Origin of the sequence: Brachybacterium halotolerans subsp. kimchii (assembly GCF_020792675.1) — a bacterium.
Classification (GTDB): Bacteria; Actinomycetota; Actinomycetes; order Actinomycetales; family Dermabacteraceae; genus Brachybacterium; species Brachybacterium halotolerans.
Map to the genome: position 1 here is coordinate 3,647,460 of NZ_CP086254.1, position 18,855 is coordinate 3,666,314.

General features: G+C 70.8%; 17 protein-coding genes. 7 read left to right on the forward strand and 10 right to left on the reverse strand.

Features of this window, described 5'->3' with window-relative positions:
* Position 1 precedes the first annotated feature (1 nt).
* Positions 2-1,399, reverse strand: a complete 1,398-nt coding sequence (locus Bra3105_RS16285; protein WP_228357713.1) for a class II fumarate hydratase — start codon at positions 1,397-1,399, stop codon at positions 2-4.
* Between the two features lie 206 nt (positions 1,400-1,605).
* Complete coding sequence (locus Bra3105_RS16290; RefSeq protein WP_228357714.1) at positions 1,606-2,547, reverse strand: carbohydrate kinase family protein; 942 nt, start codon at positions 2,545-2,547, stop codon at positions 1,606-1,608.
* A gap of 54 nt (positions 2,548-2,601) precedes the next feature.
* On the opposite strand from Bra3105_RS16290, the gene Bra3105_RS16295 reads away from it, so the two are divergent.
* On the forward strand, positions 2,602-3,324 hold the full coding sequence (locus tag Bra3105_RS16295) for a DUF4245 family protein (RefSeq protein WP_228357715.1): 723 nt from the start codon (positions 2,602-2,604) through the stop codon (positions 3,322-3,324).
* A 77-nt stretch (positions 3,325-3,401) separates the two neighbouring features.
* Here the strand turns inward: Bra3105_RS16295 and Bra3105_RS16300 are convergent, their stop codons facing one another.
* A complete protein-coding gene (locus Bra3105_RS16300; protein ID WP_228357716.1) occupies positions 3,402-3,677 on the reverse strand; it encodes an exodeoxyribonuclease VII small subunit in 276 nt (91 codons plus the stop codon).
* Complete coding sequence (xseA, locus tag Bra3105_RS16305) at positions 3,674-5,074, reverse strand: exodeoxyribonuclease VII large subunit (protein ID WP_228357717.1); 1,401 nt, start codon at positions 5,072-5,074, stop codon at positions 3,674-3,676. Before xseA ends, Bra3105_RS16300 begins: the two co-directional genes overlap by 4 nt.
* A 227-nt stretch (positions 5,075-5,301) precedes the next feature.
* Between xseA and Bra3105_RS16310 the strand changes: the two genes are divergently transcribed.
* Together Bra3105_RS16310 and Bra3105_RS16315 are read left to right on the forward strand one after the other, a co-directional pair.
* Positions 5,302-6,849: an APC family permease gene (locus Bra3105_RS16310; RefSeq protein WP_228357718.1), complete on the forward strand. Its 1,548-nt coding sequence runs from the start codon at positions 5,302-5,304 to the stop codon at positions 6,847-6,849.
* Positions 6,846-7,763, forward strand: coding sequence for a universal stress protein (locus Bra3105_RS16315; protein ID WP_228357719.1), 918 nt, complete (start codon positions 6,846-6,848; stop codon positions 7,761-7,763). The genes Bra3105_RS16310 and Bra3105_RS16315 overlap by 4 nt, the downstream gene beginning before the upstream one ends.
* A gap of 51 nt (positions 7,764-7,814) precedes the next feature.
* On the opposite strand, the gene Bra3105_RS16320 is transcribed toward Bra3105_RS16315, so the two are convergent.
* Complete coding sequence (locus Bra3105_RS16320; protein ID WP_228357720.1) at positions 7,815-9,032, reverse strand: DNA recombination protein RmuC; 1,218 nt, start codon at positions 9,030-9,032, stop codon at positions 7,815-7,817.
* Between the two features lie 48 nt (positions 9,033-9,080).
* The gene (locus Bra3105_RS16325) at positions 9,081-9,449 is read right to left on the reverse strand and encodes a winged helix-turn-helix transcriptional regulator (protein ID WP_228357721.1); all 369 of its coding nucleotides are present in this window, start codon (positions 9,447-9,449) and stop codon (positions 9,081-9,083) included.
* Positions 9,450-9,620: 171 nt separating this feature from the next.
* On the opposite strand from Bra3105_RS16325, the gene Bra3105_RS16330 reads away from it, so the two are divergent.
* Positions 9,621-10,304, forward strand: a complete 684-nt coding sequence (locus tag Bra3105_RS16330; protein ID WP_228357722.1) for an NAD(P)-dependent oxidoreductase — start codon at positions 9,621-9,623, stop codon at positions 10,302-10,304.
* 144 nt (positions 10,305-10,448) lie between these two features.
* On the opposite strand, the gene Bra3105_RS16335 is transcribed toward Bra3105_RS16330, so the two are convergent.
* Positions 10,449-10,892, reverse strand: coding sequence for a DoxX family membrane protein (locus tag Bra3105_RS16335; RefSeq protein WP_228357723.1), 444 nt, complete (start codon positions 10,890-10,892; stop codon positions 10,449-10,451).
* Positions 10,893-11,087: 195 nt separating this feature from the next.
* Here Bra3105_RS16335 and ychF point away from each other — a divergent pair, with 195 nt between their 5' ends.
* Together ychF and Bra3105_RS18515 are read left to right on the forward strand one after the other, a co-directional pair.
* Positions 11,088-12,173: a redox-regulated ATPase YchF gene (gene ychF / locus Bra3105_RS16340; protein WP_228357724.1), complete on the forward strand. Its 1,086-nt coding sequence runs from the start codon at positions 11,088-11,090 to the stop codon at positions 12,171-12,173.
* A 452-nt stretch (positions 12,174-12,625) separates the two neighbouring features.
* Positions 12,626-12,757, forward strand: coding sequence for a hypothetical protein (locus Bra3105_RS18515; protein ID WP_264674020.1), 132 nt, complete (start codon positions 12,626-12,628; stop codon positions 12,755-12,757).
* A gap of 375 nt (positions 12,758-13,132) precedes the next feature.
* Here Bra3105_RS18515 and Bra3105_RS16345 read toward each other — a convergent pair whose 3' ends face one another.
* From Bra3105_RS16345 to Bra3105_RS16355, 3 genes are all read right to left on the reverse strand, one after another.
* Entirely contained in the window at positions 13,133-13,444 is a 312-nt protein-coding gene (locus Bra3105_RS16345) for a putative quinol monooxygenase (RefSeq protein WP_228357725.1), read from the reverse strand.
* A 7-nt stretch (positions 13,445-13,451) separates the two neighbouring features.
* Positions 13,452-14,000, reverse strand: a complete 549-nt coding sequence (locus Bra3105_RS16350; protein ID WP_228357726.1) for a type 1 glutamine amidotransferase domain-containing protein — start codon at positions 13,998-14,000, stop codon at positions 13,452-13,454.
* A gap of 572 nt (positions 14,001-14,572) precedes the next feature.
* On the reverse strand, positions 14,573-17,254 hold the full coding sequence (locus tag Bra3105_RS16355; protein ID WP_228357727.1) for an excinuclease ABC subunit UvrA: 2,682 nt from the start codon (positions 17,252-17,254) through the stop codon (positions 14,573-14,575).
* 225 nt (positions 17,255-17,479) lie between these two features.
* Here Bra3105_RS16355 and Bra3105_RS16360 point away from each other — a divergent pair, with 225 nt between their 5' ends.
* Positions 17,480-18,673 (forward strand): alcohol dehydrogenase catalytic domain-containing protein, encoded by a 1,194-nt coding sequence (locus Bra3105_RS16360; RefSeq protein WP_228357728.1) that lies wholly within the window; start codon positions 17,480-17,482, stop codon positions 18,671-18,673.
* The last annotated feature ends 182 nt before the right edge of the window (positions 18,674-18,855 follow it).

The following is an 18,855-nucleotide window of genomic DNA, read 5'->3' on the forward strand; positions in this document are numbered from 1 at the left end:
ATCAGGCCTTCGGGGCCGTCATCGAGAGCACGTCGAGGGCGTCGTCGAGCTGCTGCTCGGTGAGCTCGCCGCGCTCGACGAAGCCGAGCGCGATCGTGGCCTCGCGCACCGAGACCTGCTCCTTCACGGCGTGCTTGGCGATCTTCGCCGCGCTCTCGTAGCCGATCAGCTTGTTCAGCGGGGTGACGATCGAGGGGGACGCCTCGGCGTAGAAGCGGGCCTTCTCCTCGTTCGCGGTGAGCCCGTTGACCGTCTTGTCGGCGAGCACCGTCGAGGCGTTCGCGAGCAGGCGGATCGACTCGAGCAGGCTCGTGCCCATCAGAGGGATCTGCACGTTCAGCTCGAAGGAGCCCTGCGCCCCGCCCCAGGCGACGGACGCGTCGTTGCCGATGACCTTCGCGCACACCTGCAGCACGGCCTCGGGGATCACGGGGTTGACCTTGCCGGGCATGATCGAGGAGCCGGGCTGCAGGTCGGGGATCGCGATCTCCCCGAGGCCCGTGTTCGGGCCCGAGCCCATCCAGCGCAGGTCGTTGCAGATCTTCGTGAGCGAGACGGCGATCGTGCGGAGCGCGCCGGACATCTCGACGAGGCCGTCGCGCGCGGACTGCGCCTCGAAGTGGTCGCGGGCCTCCGTCAGCGGCAGCTCGGTCTGCTCGGCGAGGTTCGCGATGACCTTCTGCGGGAAGCCGGCGGGAGTGTTGATGCCGGTGCCGACGGCGGTGCCGCCCTGGGGGACCTCCGCCGTGCGGGGGAGCGCGGCCTGCACGCGCTCGATGCCGTAGCGGATCTGGGCCGCGTAGCCGCCGAACTCCTGGCCCAGGGTCACCGGGGTGGCGTCCATGAGGTGCGTGCGGCCCGATTTCACGACGCTCTTCCACGCCTCGGCCTTCGCCTCGAGGGAGGCGGCGAGGTGCTCGAGGGCGGGCAGCAGGGTCTTCACGACCGAGCTGGTCACGGCCACGTGCACCGAGGTCGGGAAGACGTCGTTCGAGGACTGGGAGGCGTTGACGTGGTCGTTGGGGTGGACCTTCTGGCCCGACGCCGTCGACGCGATCGTCGCGAGCACCTCGTTCATGTTCATGTTCGAGCTCGTGCCCGAGCCCGTCTGGTACGTGTCGATCGGGAACTGGTCGTCGTGCGAGCCGGCGATCACCTCGTCGGCCGCGGAGATGATGGCGTCCGCGATCGCGGCGTCGAGCACGCCGAGATCCTCGTTCGCGCGGGCCGCGGCCTTCTTCACCTGGGCGAGCGCGTGGATGTGGGCGGGCTCGAGGCCCTGGCCGGAGATCGGGAAGTTCTCGACGGCGCGCTGCGTCTGGGCGCCGTACAGGGCGTCGACCGGGACGCGCACCTCACCCATGGTGTCGTGCTCGATGCGGTACTCGGGCTGGGTCATGGAGGAACTCCTTCGTTCGTCGGTGCTGCGAGGGCCGGGCCCCGCGAGGTGATCGATGGTGACCCTCGGACCGTATCGGACCGAGGTGACGGCGCGGTGGCCGACGGGGCGTTCGGGTGACGCGGTGATCAGTGAGATCGGAGGGTGGAGCGCAATCGGTGAGTCCGGCGACCGGCGACCGGCGACCAGCGACCGGCGGTGCGCGGTCAGCGGGGCAGGGGACTGCCGTCGGCCCGGTCCTCGAGCTCGTCGGCCCAGGGCGGGTTCGCGCCGGGCCGCGAGACGGTGACGGCGGCGAGGGCGGCGGCATGACCGAGGACGTCCTGCAGCACCGCGGTGTCGGCCGCGGCGAGGGTCTCTCGCCGACGCGCGCCCAGCAGATCGCGGGATGCGAGGGCGTCGAGGATCCCCGCGGAGTAGGTGTCGCCCGCGCCCACGGTGTCGGCGACGTCGACGCGCACGGGATCCACCGGTATCCGGCCGTCGGGCCCGAAGCCGACCGCTCCGTCCCCGCCGCGGGTCATCGCGACGACGCTGGGGCCGAGGTCGCGCCAGGAGGCGGCGACGTCCTCGACGTCATCGGTGCCGTAGAGCCAGGCGATGTCCTCATCGCTCGACTTCACGATGTCGCAGCGGCCGATGAGCGCCTCGATCAGCGGACGCACCGTCGCGGGCTCGCCCATGAGGTCGGGCCGGATGTTCGGGTCGTAGCTGAGCGTCGCGGAGTCGCGGTATGCGTCGAGGACGTCCGCGACCACGCCGCTGCCCGGGGCGAGCACGGCGGCGATCGACGAGGTGTGGACGGCGTCGAGGCCGGAGGGGAGACCGGAGGGGTCCGGATCCCAGACCAGGTCGAAGGTGTACTGGGCCGCGCCGTCGGCCCCGACCCGCGCCTGCGCGGTCGAGGTGGGGCGATCGTCGATGCTGCCCGGGGTGAGCACGACGCGCGAGGACTCGACGTGCTCGCGGATGGCCCGCCCGCGGGCGTCGTCGCCGATGCGGGTGAGCAGGTGCGAGACGTGCCCGAGCCGGCCCAGCGCGACCGCGACGTTCATGGGCGACCCGCCGGGGTACTCGGCGGGCGGCTCGCCCGGGCGCAGGACGATGTCCGTGAGCGATTCTCCGACGGTGAGAAAAGTGGCCTTCACGGCATAGATCTTGGCATTTTTCGCGGCACGGGGCGAACGCGCGACAATGCGTGCATGCCGACACCGAAGGATCCGAGCGCCCAGGCCTCCGAGCACAGGTCCGAGCCTGTGCCCGAGAGCGCCGAGAGCACCGAGGGTGTCGAGAAGGAAGGCGCCGACGCCACGCCCTCGTCCGCTCCCGCGGCCGCGCCGGCTCCCGCGCCGCGCAAGCGCTCGCCGTACTCGATGAGCAAGGGCGACGCCTCGATGCGCAACATCGCCTGGGCGCTCGGCCTCACGCTCGGCTGCGTGGCCGTGGTCGGCGTGATCTTCTTCGGCGTGGGGCGCAGCGTGGACCGCGAGATCCCCGAGACCTCGCGCCTGGATGTCGGCGCGAGCGCGCAGCGTGCCCAGGAGCAGGCGCCGTTCCCCGTCGCGCAGCCCGCGCTCGACAGCAGCTGGACCCCGCGCGCCGCGGACTACACGGCGGGCGATCGTCCGACGTGGGAGCTGCGCTTCACCTCGCCCTCGAACTCGCTGGTCACGATCGTGGAGAGCGAGGAGATGTCCGCGGCGGACCTCTCCTCGCAGCTGCCCGGGGCCGACGTGACCGGCGACGTCACGATCGAGGGCGTGGACTGCCAGCGCGTGAGCGGGGAGGACGAGGAGCACGGCATCACGTGCCAGGGCGACGGCTGGGCCGTCATCGTCCACGGCGCCGCCGACGACGGCGACCTCGACACCGCGGCGAAGGCGACCGTGCGCAGCATCGAGGACGGCGGCACCGCGGGGTCCTGAGCGTCGGGTCGTCGCGAGGACGTGGCGACGCCGAGGGCGCGGTCCGCCCGATCCTCAGCACCGGACGGCCACCGTGCTCAGCGCCGGGCCTGGACTGCCTCGTCGAGCTTCTGACGGGCCCCGTCGAGCCACTGCTGGCAGCGGCGCGCGAGCATCTCGCCGCGCTCCCACAGGGCGATCGACTCCTCGAGCCCTCCCTGCCCGGACTCTAGGCGGCGCACCACCTCGACGAGCTGGTCGCGGGCGGCCTCGTAGCTGAGGGCGGCGACGTCCTCGGGCAGATCCTGTGCGGCGTCGGATGCCGGGTCGGCGGCGGGATCGTCCGTCGCGGGGTCCTCGGGCGTGGTGCTCATCGGTTCTCCTCGGGGGCATCGGGCTGGTCGGTGGGGCCGGTGGGGCTGGTGGATTCGGCGCGATCGTCGGCCGGGGCCGGGGCCGGGGCCTGCGCGGGGGCGCTGGATCCTGCGTCGTCGATCGCGTCCATGTCGGGCGGGGTGTAGGGATCGTCCTCGGTGCGCAGGGCGCCGAAACGGCCGCCCGCCACGCGCACGGACAGCGCGGTGTCCACGGGGGCGGATTCGGGGGCGCGCACGATCGTGCCGTCGGCCGTCTGCACCACGGCGTAGCCGCGCTTGAGGGTCGCGAGCGGGCTGAGCGCGCGGACCTGGCGGCCCAGGTGGGCGGTCTCGTCGCGCGCCCGGTCCAGGCGCGAGCCCACGAGGGTGCGGGCGAGCGCGATGCGCGAGCGGATCTCCTCGGCGGGAGCGGTGAGGATGCTCGCCGGGTTCTCGAGCACGGGCCGCGACCGGAAGGCGTCGAGGTTCGCCTGCTCGCGCTCCAGGCGGGTGCGCACCGCCGAGCGCAGACGCGTGCGGCCCAGGTCGAGCTGCTCGAGCTCGGCCTGGATGTCCGGCACCACGCGCTTGGCGGCGTCCGTGGGGGTCGACGCGCGCACGTCGGCCGCGAGATCCACGAGCGGGGTGTCGACCTCGTGGCCGATCGCGGAGACGATCGGGGTGCGGGCGCCCGCGACCAGGCGCACCAGCTTCTCGTCGCTGAAGGGGAGCAGGTCCTCGAGGGAGCCGCCGCCGCGGGAGATGATGATGACGTCGACGTCCTCGAGGGCGTCGAGCTCGGAGAGCGCCGCGGAGACCTCGCGCACCGCCTTCTGCCCCTGCACCGCGACCTCGCGGATGGCGAAGTCCACCGCGGGCCAGCGGCGGCGCGCGTTGACCACGACGTCCTTCTCCGCCGCGGACTCGCGCCCGCAGATCAGGCCGATCGTGCGCGGGAGGAACGGCAGTTGCTGCTTGCGGGAGTCCTCGAACAGACCCTCGGCAGCGAGGGAGCGCTTGAGCTGTTCGAGCTGCGCGAGGAGCTCGCCGAGGCCCACGGGCCGGATCTCGCTCGCCTCGAGCTGGAGGCTCCCGCGCTTGTTCCAGAACGTGGGCTTCGCGTGCACGACGACGCGCGCCCCCGGCACGAGCTCGACCGTCATCGCCCGCAGCACGTGCTCCCGGATCGGCACCGAGAAGGACATGTCCACCTCGGCGTCGCGCAGGGTCATGAACGCCAGACCGCTGCCCGGGCGGCGGTTCAGCTGCACCATCTGCCCCTCGACCCAGATCGGGGACATCCGCGCGACGTACTCGCCGACCTTCACCGAGAGCTGGCGCAGAGGCCACGGGTTCTCCGGTGTGGTCTCGGCGGCCGTCGGCGCGAGAGGCCGATGGGGCGGGGTCTCGGTCATGGGTCCACTCTGGCACGCCGCAGGGACGTTCGAGGACCGGGCCGACGGGTGTGGATGAACGACCTGTGGGGAGGGGCCGCGCCGCGCCGTCGGACGCTCCGCGTCCACGGATGTGATTGACAGCACACGGTTCGGGGTGGAGTGTTGCCCCAGCCCGCACGGCACCGCGCCCCCGCAGCCCTCTGCGCACCGCGGCGTCGGGCGGCCCGACACGAGGAGGCGGCTGCATGAGCGTGCTGCGACGCAAGAGCATCGAGACGGTCCTTCATCAGGACGACGACGAGGACCACGCGCACCTGAAGAAGGACCTCGGGGTCAAGGACCTCATCGGCTTCGGAATCGGCATCGTGATCGGGACGGGGATCTTCACCCTCACCGGTCTGCAGGCCAAGGAGAACGCGGGACCGGCCGTGATGATCTCCTTCGTGATCGCGGGCGTCGTCGCCCTGCTCGCCGCCCTCTGCTACGCGGAGCTCGCCTCCGCCGTCCCCACCGCGGGCAGCTCCTACACCTACGCCTACTCGACGATCGGGGAGATCTTCGCCTGGATCATCGCGTGGGACCTGATCCTGGAGTTCGCGCTCGGCGCCGCGGTGGTCTCGCGCGGCTGGTCGGGCTATGTGGCGGGCGTCTTCGGACTGCCCTCGAAGTGGTTCGCCGAAGAGGGGTCCGTGGTGAACCTCGGCGCCATCTTCATCGCGGTGCTGCTGGGCGTCGTCGCGATCCGCGGCATCCGCGAGTCGAAGTGGGTGACCAACGGGCTCGTGCTCATCAAGGTGCTGGTGTGCGTGTTCGTCATCGTCGTGGGCGTCTTCTACATCAAGACCGACAACCTGGTGCCCTTCATCCCGCCGGCCCAGCACTCCGAGTCCACCGGTTCCCGCCTCACCTCGCCGCTGTGGCAGGCGATCACGGGGATCGAGCCCTCCACCTTCGGGGTGGCGGGAGTGTTCGTCGCCGCGGCCGTCGTGTTCTTCGCCTACTCCGGGTTCGAGGCGGTCGCGAACCTCGGCGAGGAGACCAAGAAGCCGGCCCGGGACATGCCGCTCGGCCTGCTCGGGACGCTCGCGATCTGCACGGTCCTGTACGTCGGCGTGTGCCTCGTGGTCACCGGCATGGTCGAGTACTCCAAGCTCTCCGAGGGCGACGCCGTGGCCGACGTCTTCCACCAGGTCGGCCTGCCCTGGGTGGGCATCCTGGTGGGCATCGCCGCGGTCGCCGGGCTCAGCTCGGTGATCCTCGTGGACATCGTGGCGATGGGCCGGATCGGCTTCGCCCTCGCGCGCGACGGGCTGCTCCCGCCGGTGTTCTCGCGCGTCCACCCGCGCTGGGGGACCCCGGTGCTCATGACCTCGCTGACGGTGGGTGCGGTCGCGCTCCTGGCCGGGTTCATCCCGATCTCCGTGCTCGCCGAGATGGTCAGCATCGGCACTCTGTTCGCCTTCGTCGTCGTCTCCATCGCCGTGGTCGTCCTGCGCCGCACCGACCCGGGCATGGAGCGCCCCTTCCACACGCCGCTGGTGCCGATCCTGCCGATCGTCAGCGTGCTCGCCTGCGCCGGACTGATGGCGAGCCTCGCCGTGGAGACCTGGCTGCGGTTCCTCGCCTGGCTGCTGCTCGGCCTGCTCGTCTACGGGCTGTACGGGTACGGGCATTCGCGGCTCAGCCCGCGGCGGAGCGCGCCGCCCCTGGAGCCGACGCCGTTCATGGATGCGCCCAGCTCGCCATCGGTCGACGGGGCCCCGCACGACGACGGACGAGGAGGCCGACGATGAGCATCCTGGTCGGCTTCGGCCCCGACACCCGCACCGGGTCGGGCCTGCGCCTGGGCGCCGCGCTCGCGCGGTCGCTCGGCGAGGGGCTCGTGCTGTGCTGCGTCGTCCACGACTCCTTCGGCTCCCCGTCGCTGCGCGACTTCTCCGGGGTCGACGACGACTGGCGCAGGGAGATCACCGGCCTCGCGCGCGAGGCCCTCGCCGAGGCTCGCTCCCGCCTGCCCGAGGACCTCGAGGTCGAGACCGTGATGCGCGTCGGCCGCTCGGTGCCGCAGATCCTCGAGCGCGAGGCCCGCGAGCGCGGATCGCGCATGCTCGTGGTCGGATCGGCCGACGGGGTGGTCGGCCGCATCGGACTGGGCAGCACGAGCGACCGGCTCGTGCACAGCTCACGGGTGCCCGTCGCCCTCGCCCCGCGCGGCTTCGACCCGGGCGACGGCGAGGTCACGCGGATCGTGCTCGCCGTGGACCCGTCGGACGCCGACGCGGCGCTCGTGCCCGGTGCGGTCGGTGTGCTCGAGGCGCTCGGCGCCTCGCTCACGGTGGTCACGTTCGCCGTGCGCAGCGGCACGCGCGGCGCGCTCTCGGCCTTCCGGGAGAGCGGCTTCTATGCGCAGTGGCGACGCGATGTGCGGCGCACCCAGCGCACGATCCTCGACGAGGTGCGCGCCGCGAGCCCCGGGACCGAGGCCGACGCGGGCGAGGTGGTCGAGGGGGACCGCTGGTCCGCCGCGGTGGGCGGGTTCGAATGGCGCAGCGGCGATCTGCTCGTGATCGGCTCGAGCTCCCATGCCGGTCTGGCCCGGGTGTTCCTGGGGTCGACGGCCGCGCGGATCCTGCGTCATGCACCCGTCCCCGTGCTGGTCCTGCCGCGACCGCGGGGGAGGGCGGGCCGACGGGGCGAGGCGGGGTAGCGGGGCCGGCCGACGGAGCGAGGCGGGGTAGCGGGAGGGGAGGGTCGGGTCTCACCCGGCCGCGCGCGCATCGGGGCCCGCGGAGCGCGGGAGCGCGTCGCCGCGAGCGAGGTCGGCGATCTGCTCCTCGTCGAGGCTGCGGGCGCGGCGGGTGAGCTGTTCGACGTCCTCGACTTTCTTCGAGGTCAGCTCCATCTCCTCGAAGCGGCGGGCGGTCACCAGCACGCGGGACTGCAGAGAGCCGACGGCGTCGTTGTAGGCGGCGACGGAGGAGTCCAACGACCGCCCCACCTTCCCGAGGTGCCCGGCGAGGGTGCCCAGGCGGTGGTGGAGCTCGCGGCCCGCGTCGAGCACCTGGCGGGCGTCGCGGTTCAGGGAGTCGGTGCGCCAGGTGTGGGCGACCGTGCGCAGGAGCGCGACGAGCGTCGCGGGCGAGGCGATGACGACATCCCGGGAGAATGCATGCTCGAGCAGCTCGGGGTCGGACTCGAGGGCGGCGGCGAGCACGCCGTCGCTGGGCACGAACATCACCGTGAACTCGGGGGTGTCGCCGAGCGCGGCCCAGTAGGACTTCGTGCCCAGGCGGTCCGCGTGGCCGCGCATCGCCTTGGCGTGGGCGCCGCGGCGGGTGCGGGCGCGGTCGGGATCCTGCTCCTGTACCGCGTCGAGGTAGGCGTCCATCGGGGCCTTCGCGTCGACGACGACGCTGCGGCCGCCGCTCAGGCGCACCACCATGTCGGGCCGCTGACCTGCCTCGCCGCTCGCACCGCGGCCCGCGTGCTGCTCGCTGAAGTCGACGTGCTCGAGCATGCCGGCGGCCTCGACGATGCGGCGCAGCTGCACCTCGCCCCAGCGCCCGCGCGAGGTGGGGGCGCGCAGGGCCGCGGTGAGGGCATGGGTGCCGCGGTCCAGCTCGCGGGTGCGCTCGCCGAGCTCCTCGAGGTGGGCGCGCAGCGCCCCGTCGGACCGGGCGCGGGCGCTCTCGCTGCGCGCGACGTGCTGCTCGAGCTGCGTGAGCGCGTGGCTGATGGGGGCGAGCGTGCTGCGCAGATCGGCGTCGCGCTGGGCGGCCTGGGCCTCGCGGCGCTCGGCCTCGCGCTCGAGCTGCAGCTGCACGAGGTCCGGAGCGGGCTCGCCTGCGGGGTCGAGCCGCCCGGCCGCGGTGCGCGAGGCGCCGCGCGAGCGCGGGTCGCGCATCACGAGGTACGTGATGAGCGCGCCGAGGGCCGCGCCGACCAGGAGGACGAGGATCACGGTGAGGGTGTCCATGCGCTCAGCACACCACAGGGCACCGACATCCGAGCGGACGCGGGGTGCTCAGGCCGCGGCGGCGGTGCGGGCGGCGGCGACCTCGTCCATGTGGTCGACGGCCCAGGCGCGCAGGATCGCGAGCGGCTCGAGGAGGGTGCGGCCCAGCTCCGACAGCTCGTACTCGACATGCGGCGGCACTTCGGGGAAGACGGTGCGGGTGACCAGCCCGTCGGCCTCGAGCGAACGCAGGGTCTGGGTGAGCATCTTCTGGCTGATCCCGTCGATGCGCCGGGAGATCTGCGAGAAGCGCTGGGGGCCGTCCTCGAGCACGCCGATGATCAGCACGGTCCAGCGGTCGCCGATGCGGTCGAGCAGCTGTCGGGAGGGGCAGACCCGGTAGGGGTCGTAGATCTCCGGGGCGGTGGTCGTGGGCATGGCGGAATCCCCTTCGGACGACGGCGGGACGGTTACTGCAAGGTGCCTACTTCCCAAAGGGTACTCACTTACCTACAGTGAGCGTCGTGGGTGCGGCGCACGTCGCACCGGCCCGTCGGACCCGACGGGCATCAGATCGATCCGGGCGCGGAGCGCCCGCAAGGAGACACCATGACCAGCACGTCGACCAGCACCCCGACCGGCTCCTCCCGCCTCGTCGTCCTCGGCGGCACCGGCTACGCCGGCTCGCTCATCGTCGAGGAGGCCGCGCGCCGCGGCCACGACGTCGTCTCCGTCAGCCGCACGGCTCCCGCATCCCTGCCCGAGGGCGCGTCGCACCGCGCGGGCGACCTGCGCGATGCGGCCTTCCTCGCCGACGTGCTCGACGGGGCCGACGCGGTCGTCGCGACCAGTTCCCCGCGCGGAGAGCTCGCCGAGGCGGGCGTGCTGCGCGCGGCCTACGCCGAGCTCGCCCGGATCGCCGAGAGCAAAGGCGTGCGCCTGGGCGTGATCGGCGGCGCCGGCTCCCTGCACGTGAGCGAGGGCGGCCCCCTGCTCGTGGACACCCCCGACTTCCCGGACGCCTTCCTCACCGAGGCTCGCGAGCTCGGCGCCGTGCTGGAGGACCTGCGCAGCGCCGACGCGGGCCTGGACTGGTTCTTCCTGAGCCCCGCCGCGGGCTTCGGCGGATACGCGCCGGGCGAGCGCACCGGCTCCTACCGCGTGGGCGGCGACGTGCTCGTCTCCGACGAGAACGGGGAGTCCTTCATCTCCGGCGCCGACCTCGCGATCGCCGTGGTCGACGAGATCGAGGAGCCCGCGCACCGTCGTGCGCGCTTCACTGTCGCCTACTGAGCCGGCAGGCGCGCGCCAGTCGATCGGCCCGACGGAACATATGAGCGTGGCGAGCCAAGACGGTCGTTCTTGGCGCGCCACGCTCATATGAGTTCTGGTCGCGCGCGGGGTGGGGCGCCGGGCGCGACGCAGGGTGCGCGGAGGTCAGTCCTTCGCGACCCCCTTGACCTTCACCTTCTTCGAGCCGGCGCCGCGCACGAGGAGCGCGAGAGCGATCGCGGCGAGCCAGAGGTCCTTCGACAGCGGAGTGCCCGCGTGGGAGGGGCGGATGCCGTCGTCCTGGGTCATCTCGGGGTTGCGGAAGTACATCGAGAGCATGCCGGCGCTGAAGGCACCGAGGCTGAGCCCCGCCACCCGCGTCGGCACGATCGGCAGCAGCAGCGCCGAGCCGACGGCGATCTCGCCGAGGCTCACGAGCCAGCCGAACTGCTTGGGGGACAGGCTCTCCACCTGCGGGATGCCCTGCGAGGCCATCTGCTGGAGGCCCGTGGCGGCCTCCTCGGGGAGGCCGAGCTTCCCGATCCCCGAGTTCAGGATGTAGGCGCCGGTGACGCCGCGCAGGATGGTGTTGCTGAGGCTGAAGGCCATGGGGACTCCTTGATCGAGAGCGGTCCGTGCAGGACGAGAGTAGTGAATCGGGTCGGCAGCGGGGGAGGGATGTCCGGCGGCGGTGCGCGAGGACTCACGGGGATGCCGCGGGAGGCCGCTGCGACGGCGTGCTCTCGCCCACGACTGCCGCGCGCGGCGGGCATCCGGGCGCGTCGGCCCGTAGACTCCGATCCCGTGGCTCTCACCATCGGAATCGTCGGACTGCCCAACGTCGGCAAGTCCACCCTGTTCAACGCCCTCACCCGCGCGGAGGTCCTCGCGGCGAACTACCCGTTCGCCACGATCGACCCGAACGTCGGCGTCGTGCCGCTGCCGGATCCGCGGCTCGGCACGCTCGCCGAGATGTTCGCCAGCGAGAAGCAGGTCCCCGCGACCGTCTCCTTCGTGGACATCGCCGGCATCGTCAAGGGAGCGAGCGAGGGCGAGGGACTGGGCAACAAGTTCCTCGCGAACATCCGTGAAGCCGATGCGATCTGCCAGGTCACCCGTGCCTTCTCGGATCCCGATGTGATCCGGGCCGAGGGGTCCGACGGTCCCTCGGGCGACATGGAGACCATCACCACCGAGCTGATCCTCGCCGACCTCCAGACCCTCGAGAACGCGCGCCCGCGCGTCGAGAAGGAGGTCAAGCGGAAGCTCACCGAGGCCGCCGTGCTCGACGCGATGGACGCCGCGAAGGACCTGCTGGAGACCGGCACGACACTGTTTAAGGGCGCTGCCGGAGCCGGGATCGATGTCTCGCTGCTCCGCGAGCTGCAGCTGATGACCGCGAAGCCCTTCATCTATGTCTTCAACACCGACGAGGAGGGGCTCGCGGACGAGGCCTCCCAGCAGGCGCTGAGCAACCTCGTCGCCCCGGCCGACGCGATCTTCCTGGACGCCAAGTTCGAGTCAGAGCTCGCCGAGCTCGACGAGGACGAGGCCCGCGAGATGCTCGAGAGCACCGGTCAGGAGGAGTCGGGCCTGGACCAGCTCGCACGGGTCGGCTTCCACACGCTGGGCCTGCAGACCTACCTCACCGCCGGCCCCAAGGAGTCCCGCGCGTGGACCATCCCGCAGGGCGCGACCGCCCCGCAGGCCGCCGGCGTCATCCACACGGACTTCGAGCGCGGCTTCATCAAGGCCGAGATCGTCAGCTTCGACAAGCTCGTCGAGGCAGGCTCCATGGCCGACGCCAAGGCCCACGGCTGGGTGCGCATGGAGGGCAAGGACTACGTGATGGCCGACGGGGACGTGGTGGAATTCCGGTTCAATGTCTAAAACAGGCTTCTGACCAGGGCTTTTATCTTCGCAGCTTCCGAACCGTCTCGGCAGACGAGTTCCGATTCAACATCAGCTGCTACGCGTTTTCCCTGCTGACCTGTGACTTTGATCGGCCCCTGCGGAGCTTCTGCAGGGGCCGAGTCTTGCTTTTGCGGTGCGTGGGCGGAGCGGGCACGCCGCGTCGGGTGGCCCGTTTCGGGGTGGGTTCGAGTCGTTCGACGCCCGATCTCTCGGCAGGTGTGCTGACTCAAGAATCAGTATGACTCAAAACTCGGTTGCTTCAGCAGCATCGAGGTTCACCGGGCTCGTTGGGACTGCTGCACGGATAGGTGACACGTTGACCTGACCTACGGTTGGGTCAAACTGGGGCAAGGAGCACAGGGCCTGGCTTCGGGGTATACGACGTGACCAACTGGGTGGTGCCGGCGTCGGAACGCTGATGACGTTCGATGACTGCGACGACACCGTCCAGCACGCGTGACCGGCTCGACGCCGCGATCCTCGAGCTCGCCGAGGACAGCGAGTTCACCTCCCGAGAGCTGGCCTCCTGGTGCTGGTCACCGGCGACGATGGAGGCATAGCCCGTAGAGACCGCGTTCATGGGCGATCCCGAGCGCCTGGGGACGCAGTGTGAGGAGGAGACCGGAGAAAGGGCTGTGACCAGACCGCACCGGCGACGCTGGATCTCGGACAAACTCCGCTCCTCCTACCGAAACAGCGTCATGCGGTAACCAACCCGCGCATATCAGGCTGACCACGCGTCGAACTGACACGCGACATCCCCAGGCGCACCCCGCGAACGCCGAAGCGGGGGCACCCACCGGCCGGTGGACACCCCCGCTTCACCCTGCCCACTTGAGAGGAAGCCCTACATAGCAACCCTGTGTCAGCGGAACGCTGATCGTCGTGGGAGAACCTCGCGGTTCCTGGCCGCCGAGGCGATCGAAGCTGTTCCTCTAGGCGGTCTCGCCGGGCAGCTTGTACGCGATCACGTCGACGTTCTGGATGCTCGGCTCGGTGCTGAACAGATCAGCTCCCTGCGCAGCGAGTGCCTGACCGACGCCACCCGAGAGGTGGGTCTGGCGGGCCTCGTCGTCGGGGAACACGTCGAAGATCCCGAAGGTGGATTCGTCGAACTGCAGGGCGAACCAGGCTCGCGTACCCTCCTCCTGCTCGACGATGGGGCGGGCGCTGCGGAGGAAGTCCGCGACGTCCTGCTCCTTCCCCGGCTTGGCGTGAACGATGACTGACAATGCAGTGTTGATCATGGTTTCCTCACTTGTCCTGGCTGAACAGCTCGACCATCGCGGCGTTGAAGGCCGGGAGATCCTCGGGCGAGCGGCTGGTGATCAGGTTCCCGTCGCGCGCCACCTCTTCGTCGACGACGTTCGCTCCGGCATTGCGCAGGTCGGTGCGGATGCTCGGGTACGAGGTCAGCGTCCGACCCTTCGCGACACCGGCCTCGATCAGCGTCCACGGTCCGTGGCAGATCGCGGCGAGCGGCTTGTCGGCGACCATGATGTCGCGCACGAATCCGACGGCGTCGGTGTCCATGCGCAGCTGATCGGGGTTGACCGTGCCGCCGGGAAGCAGCAGGGCGTCGTACTCGTCGGCCGAGGCGGACTTCACCAGGGCATCGACCGAGAATGTCCCGGCCTCGTCCAGGTCGTTCTCGCGGGCCTTGATCTCGCCCTCGTGCAGCGATAGCAGCACGGTCGTGGCCCCGGCGTCCTGAAGAGCCTGTCGCGGCTGCTCGAGCTCCACGCGCTCGACGCCGTCCGCGGCCAGGATCGCGATCCGCTTGCCATGCAATTCGTCTGCCATGTTCTGCTCCGTTCTGCGAGAGATGACGGCTTGCCCGTGGGGCGAGCCGCAGGCTGTCCGTACCGGGCAGCGTGGTTCGGGTGCAGGACGACTCGGGTGCAGTCGTCGTTGCGCTCATCGAGGTCCCGGCAGGTGGTGGCTGCCGACTCTCGGGCCGGGTCCTGGGGGACGGAGAAGAAGCTTCGGCCCGGAGGTCGTCGCTGACGTTCCGCCATCGACGGTGGGCCTTCTTCGCCGGGGCCTGGCCGAATGTGAGCGCCTGCCCCTTGGCCAGTGTAGACCTCGTACGTCAGGGACAGGGCGCACGTGGCCATCTCATCCGGGACGCCGGGACGCCGGGACGCCGGGACGCCGGGATGCCGGGGGCACGAGGACGTCGACGCCGCCGCAGGGCGTCCGGTCAGCGTCGTTCGAGGGTCACCGGTTCCCGACCTCATCCGCAGACAGGGCGGAGCGCCTGCTGACCGCGCGGGGAAGGCACACGGCGAGGGGCACCGATCAGGTGACGCAGCCTGCTCGTCCGATGCGCCCCCTGCGACGAGGTCATCGCCCTCGTCGCAGCCGTACGACACTCACGTCCGGGAGGAGGCGGCCTCCCGGAGCGCGGCCTCGAGGTACGGTGCCGACGCACCGGCTCCGGACGAGGCGACCTGCGCGGGCGTGCCTGAGGCGACCACCGTGCCGCCATCGTCCCCCGCCCCGGGCCCGAGGTCGATGACGTGGTCGGCCACGGCGACGATGCGCATGTCGAGCTCGACCGCGACGACGGTGTTGCCTGCGTCCACGAGGGTCTGGAGATGCGTCACGAGCCGATCGGAATCGGCGCTGTGCAGCCCGGACGTCGGCTCGTCCAGGACGTAGAGGGTGTCCCCGCGCTGGGATCGTTGGAGCTCGGAGGCGAGCTTCACCCGCTGCGCCTCACCTCCGGACAACTCGGTGGCCGGCTGTCCGAGACGGAGATATCCGAGGCCGACGTCGACCAGTGCCGCGAGCGACCGCATGATGTCGAACTCGCCCTGGAAGAAGTCGTGGGCCTCCTCGACGCTCATGGCGAGGATCTCCGCGATGTTGCGGCCACGCCAGGCGATCTCCAACGTGCTGGACTGGTAGCGGGTCCCGTGGCAGTCGGGGCACGCGGTGTAGACCGAGGGGAGGAAGAGCAGCTCCACCATGACGGATCCTTCGCCCTTGCAGGTAGGGCAGCGACCGCCGGTGACGTTGAAGGAGAACCTGCCCGCTTTGTACCCGCGAGCGCGGGCCTCGGGCGTCTCCGCGAACCTCCGCCGCACGTGGTCGAACAGGCCCGTATAGGTGGCGACGTTCGAGCGCGGGGTGCGACCGATGGGCTTCTGGTCGATGCTCACGACGCGGCGCACCCCGTCGACGTCGCCGCGGATCTCACCCTCGAGCTCGTCGGGCTCGTCCGACAGCAGGAGCTCGTCCCCTTCGGCGGCGTCAGCGTCCTCCGCCTGGTCAGCCCGTCCCTGCCGTTCGTCGAGCAGTGCGGGGAGGGCCTGGCTGACCAGGCTGGACTTGCCTGATCCCGACACTCCGGTGACGGCCGTGAACACCCCGAGCGGGAAGGAGATCGACACGTCGCGCAGGTTGTTGCGCGTGACGTGCTCGAGCTTCAGCCATCCCTGCGGCTCGCGAGGCGTGCGGTGGGGCAGGCCGCTGCCCCCGAAGACGTATCCGCGGGTGACGGACTCCTCCACCTCGGCGAGCCCTTCGTAGGGCCCGCTGTAGACGACGCGGCCGCCGCGCTCACCCGCGCCGGGCCCGATGTCGACCAGCCAGTCGGCGTGCCGCATCACGTCCACCGAGTGCTCCACCACGAACAGACTGTTGCCCCGGCGCTTGAGCCCGTCGAGGATGCCGAGCAGCGCGCTGACGTCCTGCGGATGGAGCCCCGCGGACGGCTCATCGAGCACGTAGACCACGCCGAACAGCTCGGAGGTCAGCTGGGTCGCGAGGCGCAGACGCTGCAGCTCCCCGCCGGAGAGGGTGGGAGTGGTGCGGTCCAAGGACAGGTACCCCAGACCGAGATCGATGATCGGCCGCGATCTGTTGACGAGTTCCGCGCCCAATCGCGCTGTCGCGGCCAGCTTCTCGACCGAGCGGTCAGGCGCCGCGCTCACGTCGTCGGCGGCCGCGGGGGCTGATCCTGCGGAGTCGGCCCGCTGCCCGGCGTCGCGTCGGGCAGCCCGGCCACCGGTGCTGCCCGACGATTCGGCCCGGTCGAGAGCGCTGGTGGCCCGTTCGACCGCCCGGTCGATCAGCGTCGAGAGCTCCGCGAGGGGCAGAGCGGAGAGATCCGCGATATCGAGGCCGTCGAACGTCACGGACAGGGCCTCCGGCTTCAGCCGCTTCCCATGGCAGGCAGGGCAGGGAGCAACCGTGAGGAACTCCGCCACGCGCCGTTTCATCGAACCGCTCTTGGAGTTCGCGAACGTGTCCAGGACGTATCGACGAGCTCCCACGAAGGTGCCCGAGTAGCTCGGTTCGACGCCTGCAGCGGTCGCGGCCTGCGCCTCGGAGAGCGTGAGCCGCGAGTGGACCGGGACGTACGGCGTCTCGTCCGTGTAGAGGATCCAGTCCCGATCCTCCTTCGGCAGATCCTTCCAGGGCACATCGACGTCGTAGCCGAGCGCGACGAGCACATCGCGCAGCTGATGACCGTGCCAGGCCGTCGGCCAGGAGGCGATGGCCCGCTCGCGGATCGTCAGTGAGGGGTCCGGCACCATCGTGTCCTCGGTGACCTCGTACACGCGGCCGATGCCGTGGCACTCCGGGCATGCGCCCTGCACGGTGTTGGCGGAGAAGTCCTCGGCGTAGAGCATCGGCTGGTCATCGGGGTAGTGGCCGGCCCGGGAGTAGAGCATGCGCACCAGCGAGGAGAGCGTGGTGATGCTGCCCACCGAGGACCGCGCGCTGCGGCCCCCGCGCTGCTGCTGAAGAGCGACGGCCGGCGGCATGCCCGTGATGGAGTCGACGTCCGGGACGCCTGCCTGGTCGATGAGGCGACGGGCGTAGGGGGCGACGGACTCGAGATAACGGCGCTGGGACTCCGCGAACAGGGTTCCGAACGCCAGGGAGGACTTCCCCGAGCCGGAGACCCCGGTGAACACCACCAGTGCGTCGCGGGGCACCGTGAGGTCGATGTCCTGGAGGTTGTGCTCGCGTGCGCCGAGAACCTGCACGTCGGGCTGAACAGGTGTGGAGTCCGACGGCGCGGACCTGCGTGCTTCGGCCATGCCGGCGACACTAGCAACGCGTTCCACCGATCGGTCGGAGCATGGCCCCGTCCTCCACGGTTGACCTGCCCGTGGCGTCTGTCGCCGCAGCGGCGGCGGGCACCTCGGTGGAGCACGAGCTTCCGTCTGTCGTATGCTCGAAGAGAGCCGAGGTCGCGGGCGACGGGCATTCGGATGACCGTGGCACTTCCGCGACCGGGCCATCCACAACTGGAGGAGATCGTCATGGCAAGCAGCAACCGCGCCGTCGTGTTCCAGAACGTCAAGGACATGCGCGTCGAGACCCTCGACTTCCCGAAGCTCGAGATGCCGAACGGCAAGAGCGCCCCGCACGGCGTCATCCTCAAGATCGTCGCCACCAACATCTGCGGCTCCGACCTGCACATCTACCGCGGTTCCTTCCCCGTCCCCCAGGGCATGGTGATGGGGCACGAGATGACCGGCGAGGTCGTCGAGATCGGCTCCGACGTCGAGTTCCTCTCCGAGGGCGACCTGGTCTCGGTTCCCTTCAACGTCGCCTGCGGCCGATGCCGCAACTGTCGTGCCCGCCATACCGAGGTGTGCGAGACCGTGAACCCCGACGTGTCCTGCGGCGCCTACGGGTTCAACCTGGGCGACTTCCAGGGTGGGCAGGCGGAGTACCTGTTCGTCCCCTACGCCGACTTCCAGCTGCTCCGCTTCCCGGACAAGGACCAGGCCATGGAGAAGATCCGTGACCTCGCCCTTCTCTCGGACATCCTGCCCACCGCGTTCCACGGCCTCGTCGAGGCCGGGGCCAAGCCCGGCTCCACCGTCTACATCGCCGGCGCCGGACCTGTGGGACGCTGCGGCGCCGCGGCGGCCCGTCTTCTGGGTGCGTCCTGCATCATCGTCGGTGACTACCACCAGGACCGGCTGGACCTGATGAAGAACAACGGCTGCGAGACCATCGACCTGAACCAGGACGTGCCGCTGACCGATCAGATCGAGGCCATCCTCGGCGAGCCCATGGTGGACTGCGCCGTCGACTACGTCGGCAACGAGGCACACGGGATCGGCCGCGAAGCCGATGACATGAACCCCGCCCACGCCATCAACCAGGTCATCGACGCCACCCGCGCAGGCGGCGCCACCGGCATCGTCGGCGTCTACGGCCCCGACCCGCTGGCCTCCTCCAAGGCCGAGCAGGAGGGCACCTACCCGCTCGACTTCGGCAAGGCGTGGATCAAGTCGCCTCGGATCTCCGGCGGCCAGGCCCCGATCATGCACTACAACCGTGAGCTGATGATGTCGATCCTCTGGGACCGCATGCCCTACCTCAGCGACATGCTCAACACCAAGGTCATCAGCCTCGACGAGGCCCCCGACGCCTACGCGAAGTTCGATACCGGTGTCTCGGAGAAGTTCATCATCGATCCCCACGGCATGATCCCCGCCTGATCCCAGGCCGTCATGCACCCGGCCCGCGATCGTCGCTCCAGCGGCGGTCGCGGGCCGGTTCTGTGCACGGATCCTTCGCCGATCCCGTCCTGGACGATGCCCGGGGCGGGCCTGGCGCCGGTGGGGCCGGCATGCCGGAGGTCAGCGGCGGTGACGAGTGCGCAGGGGGTGTGATCGGGGGA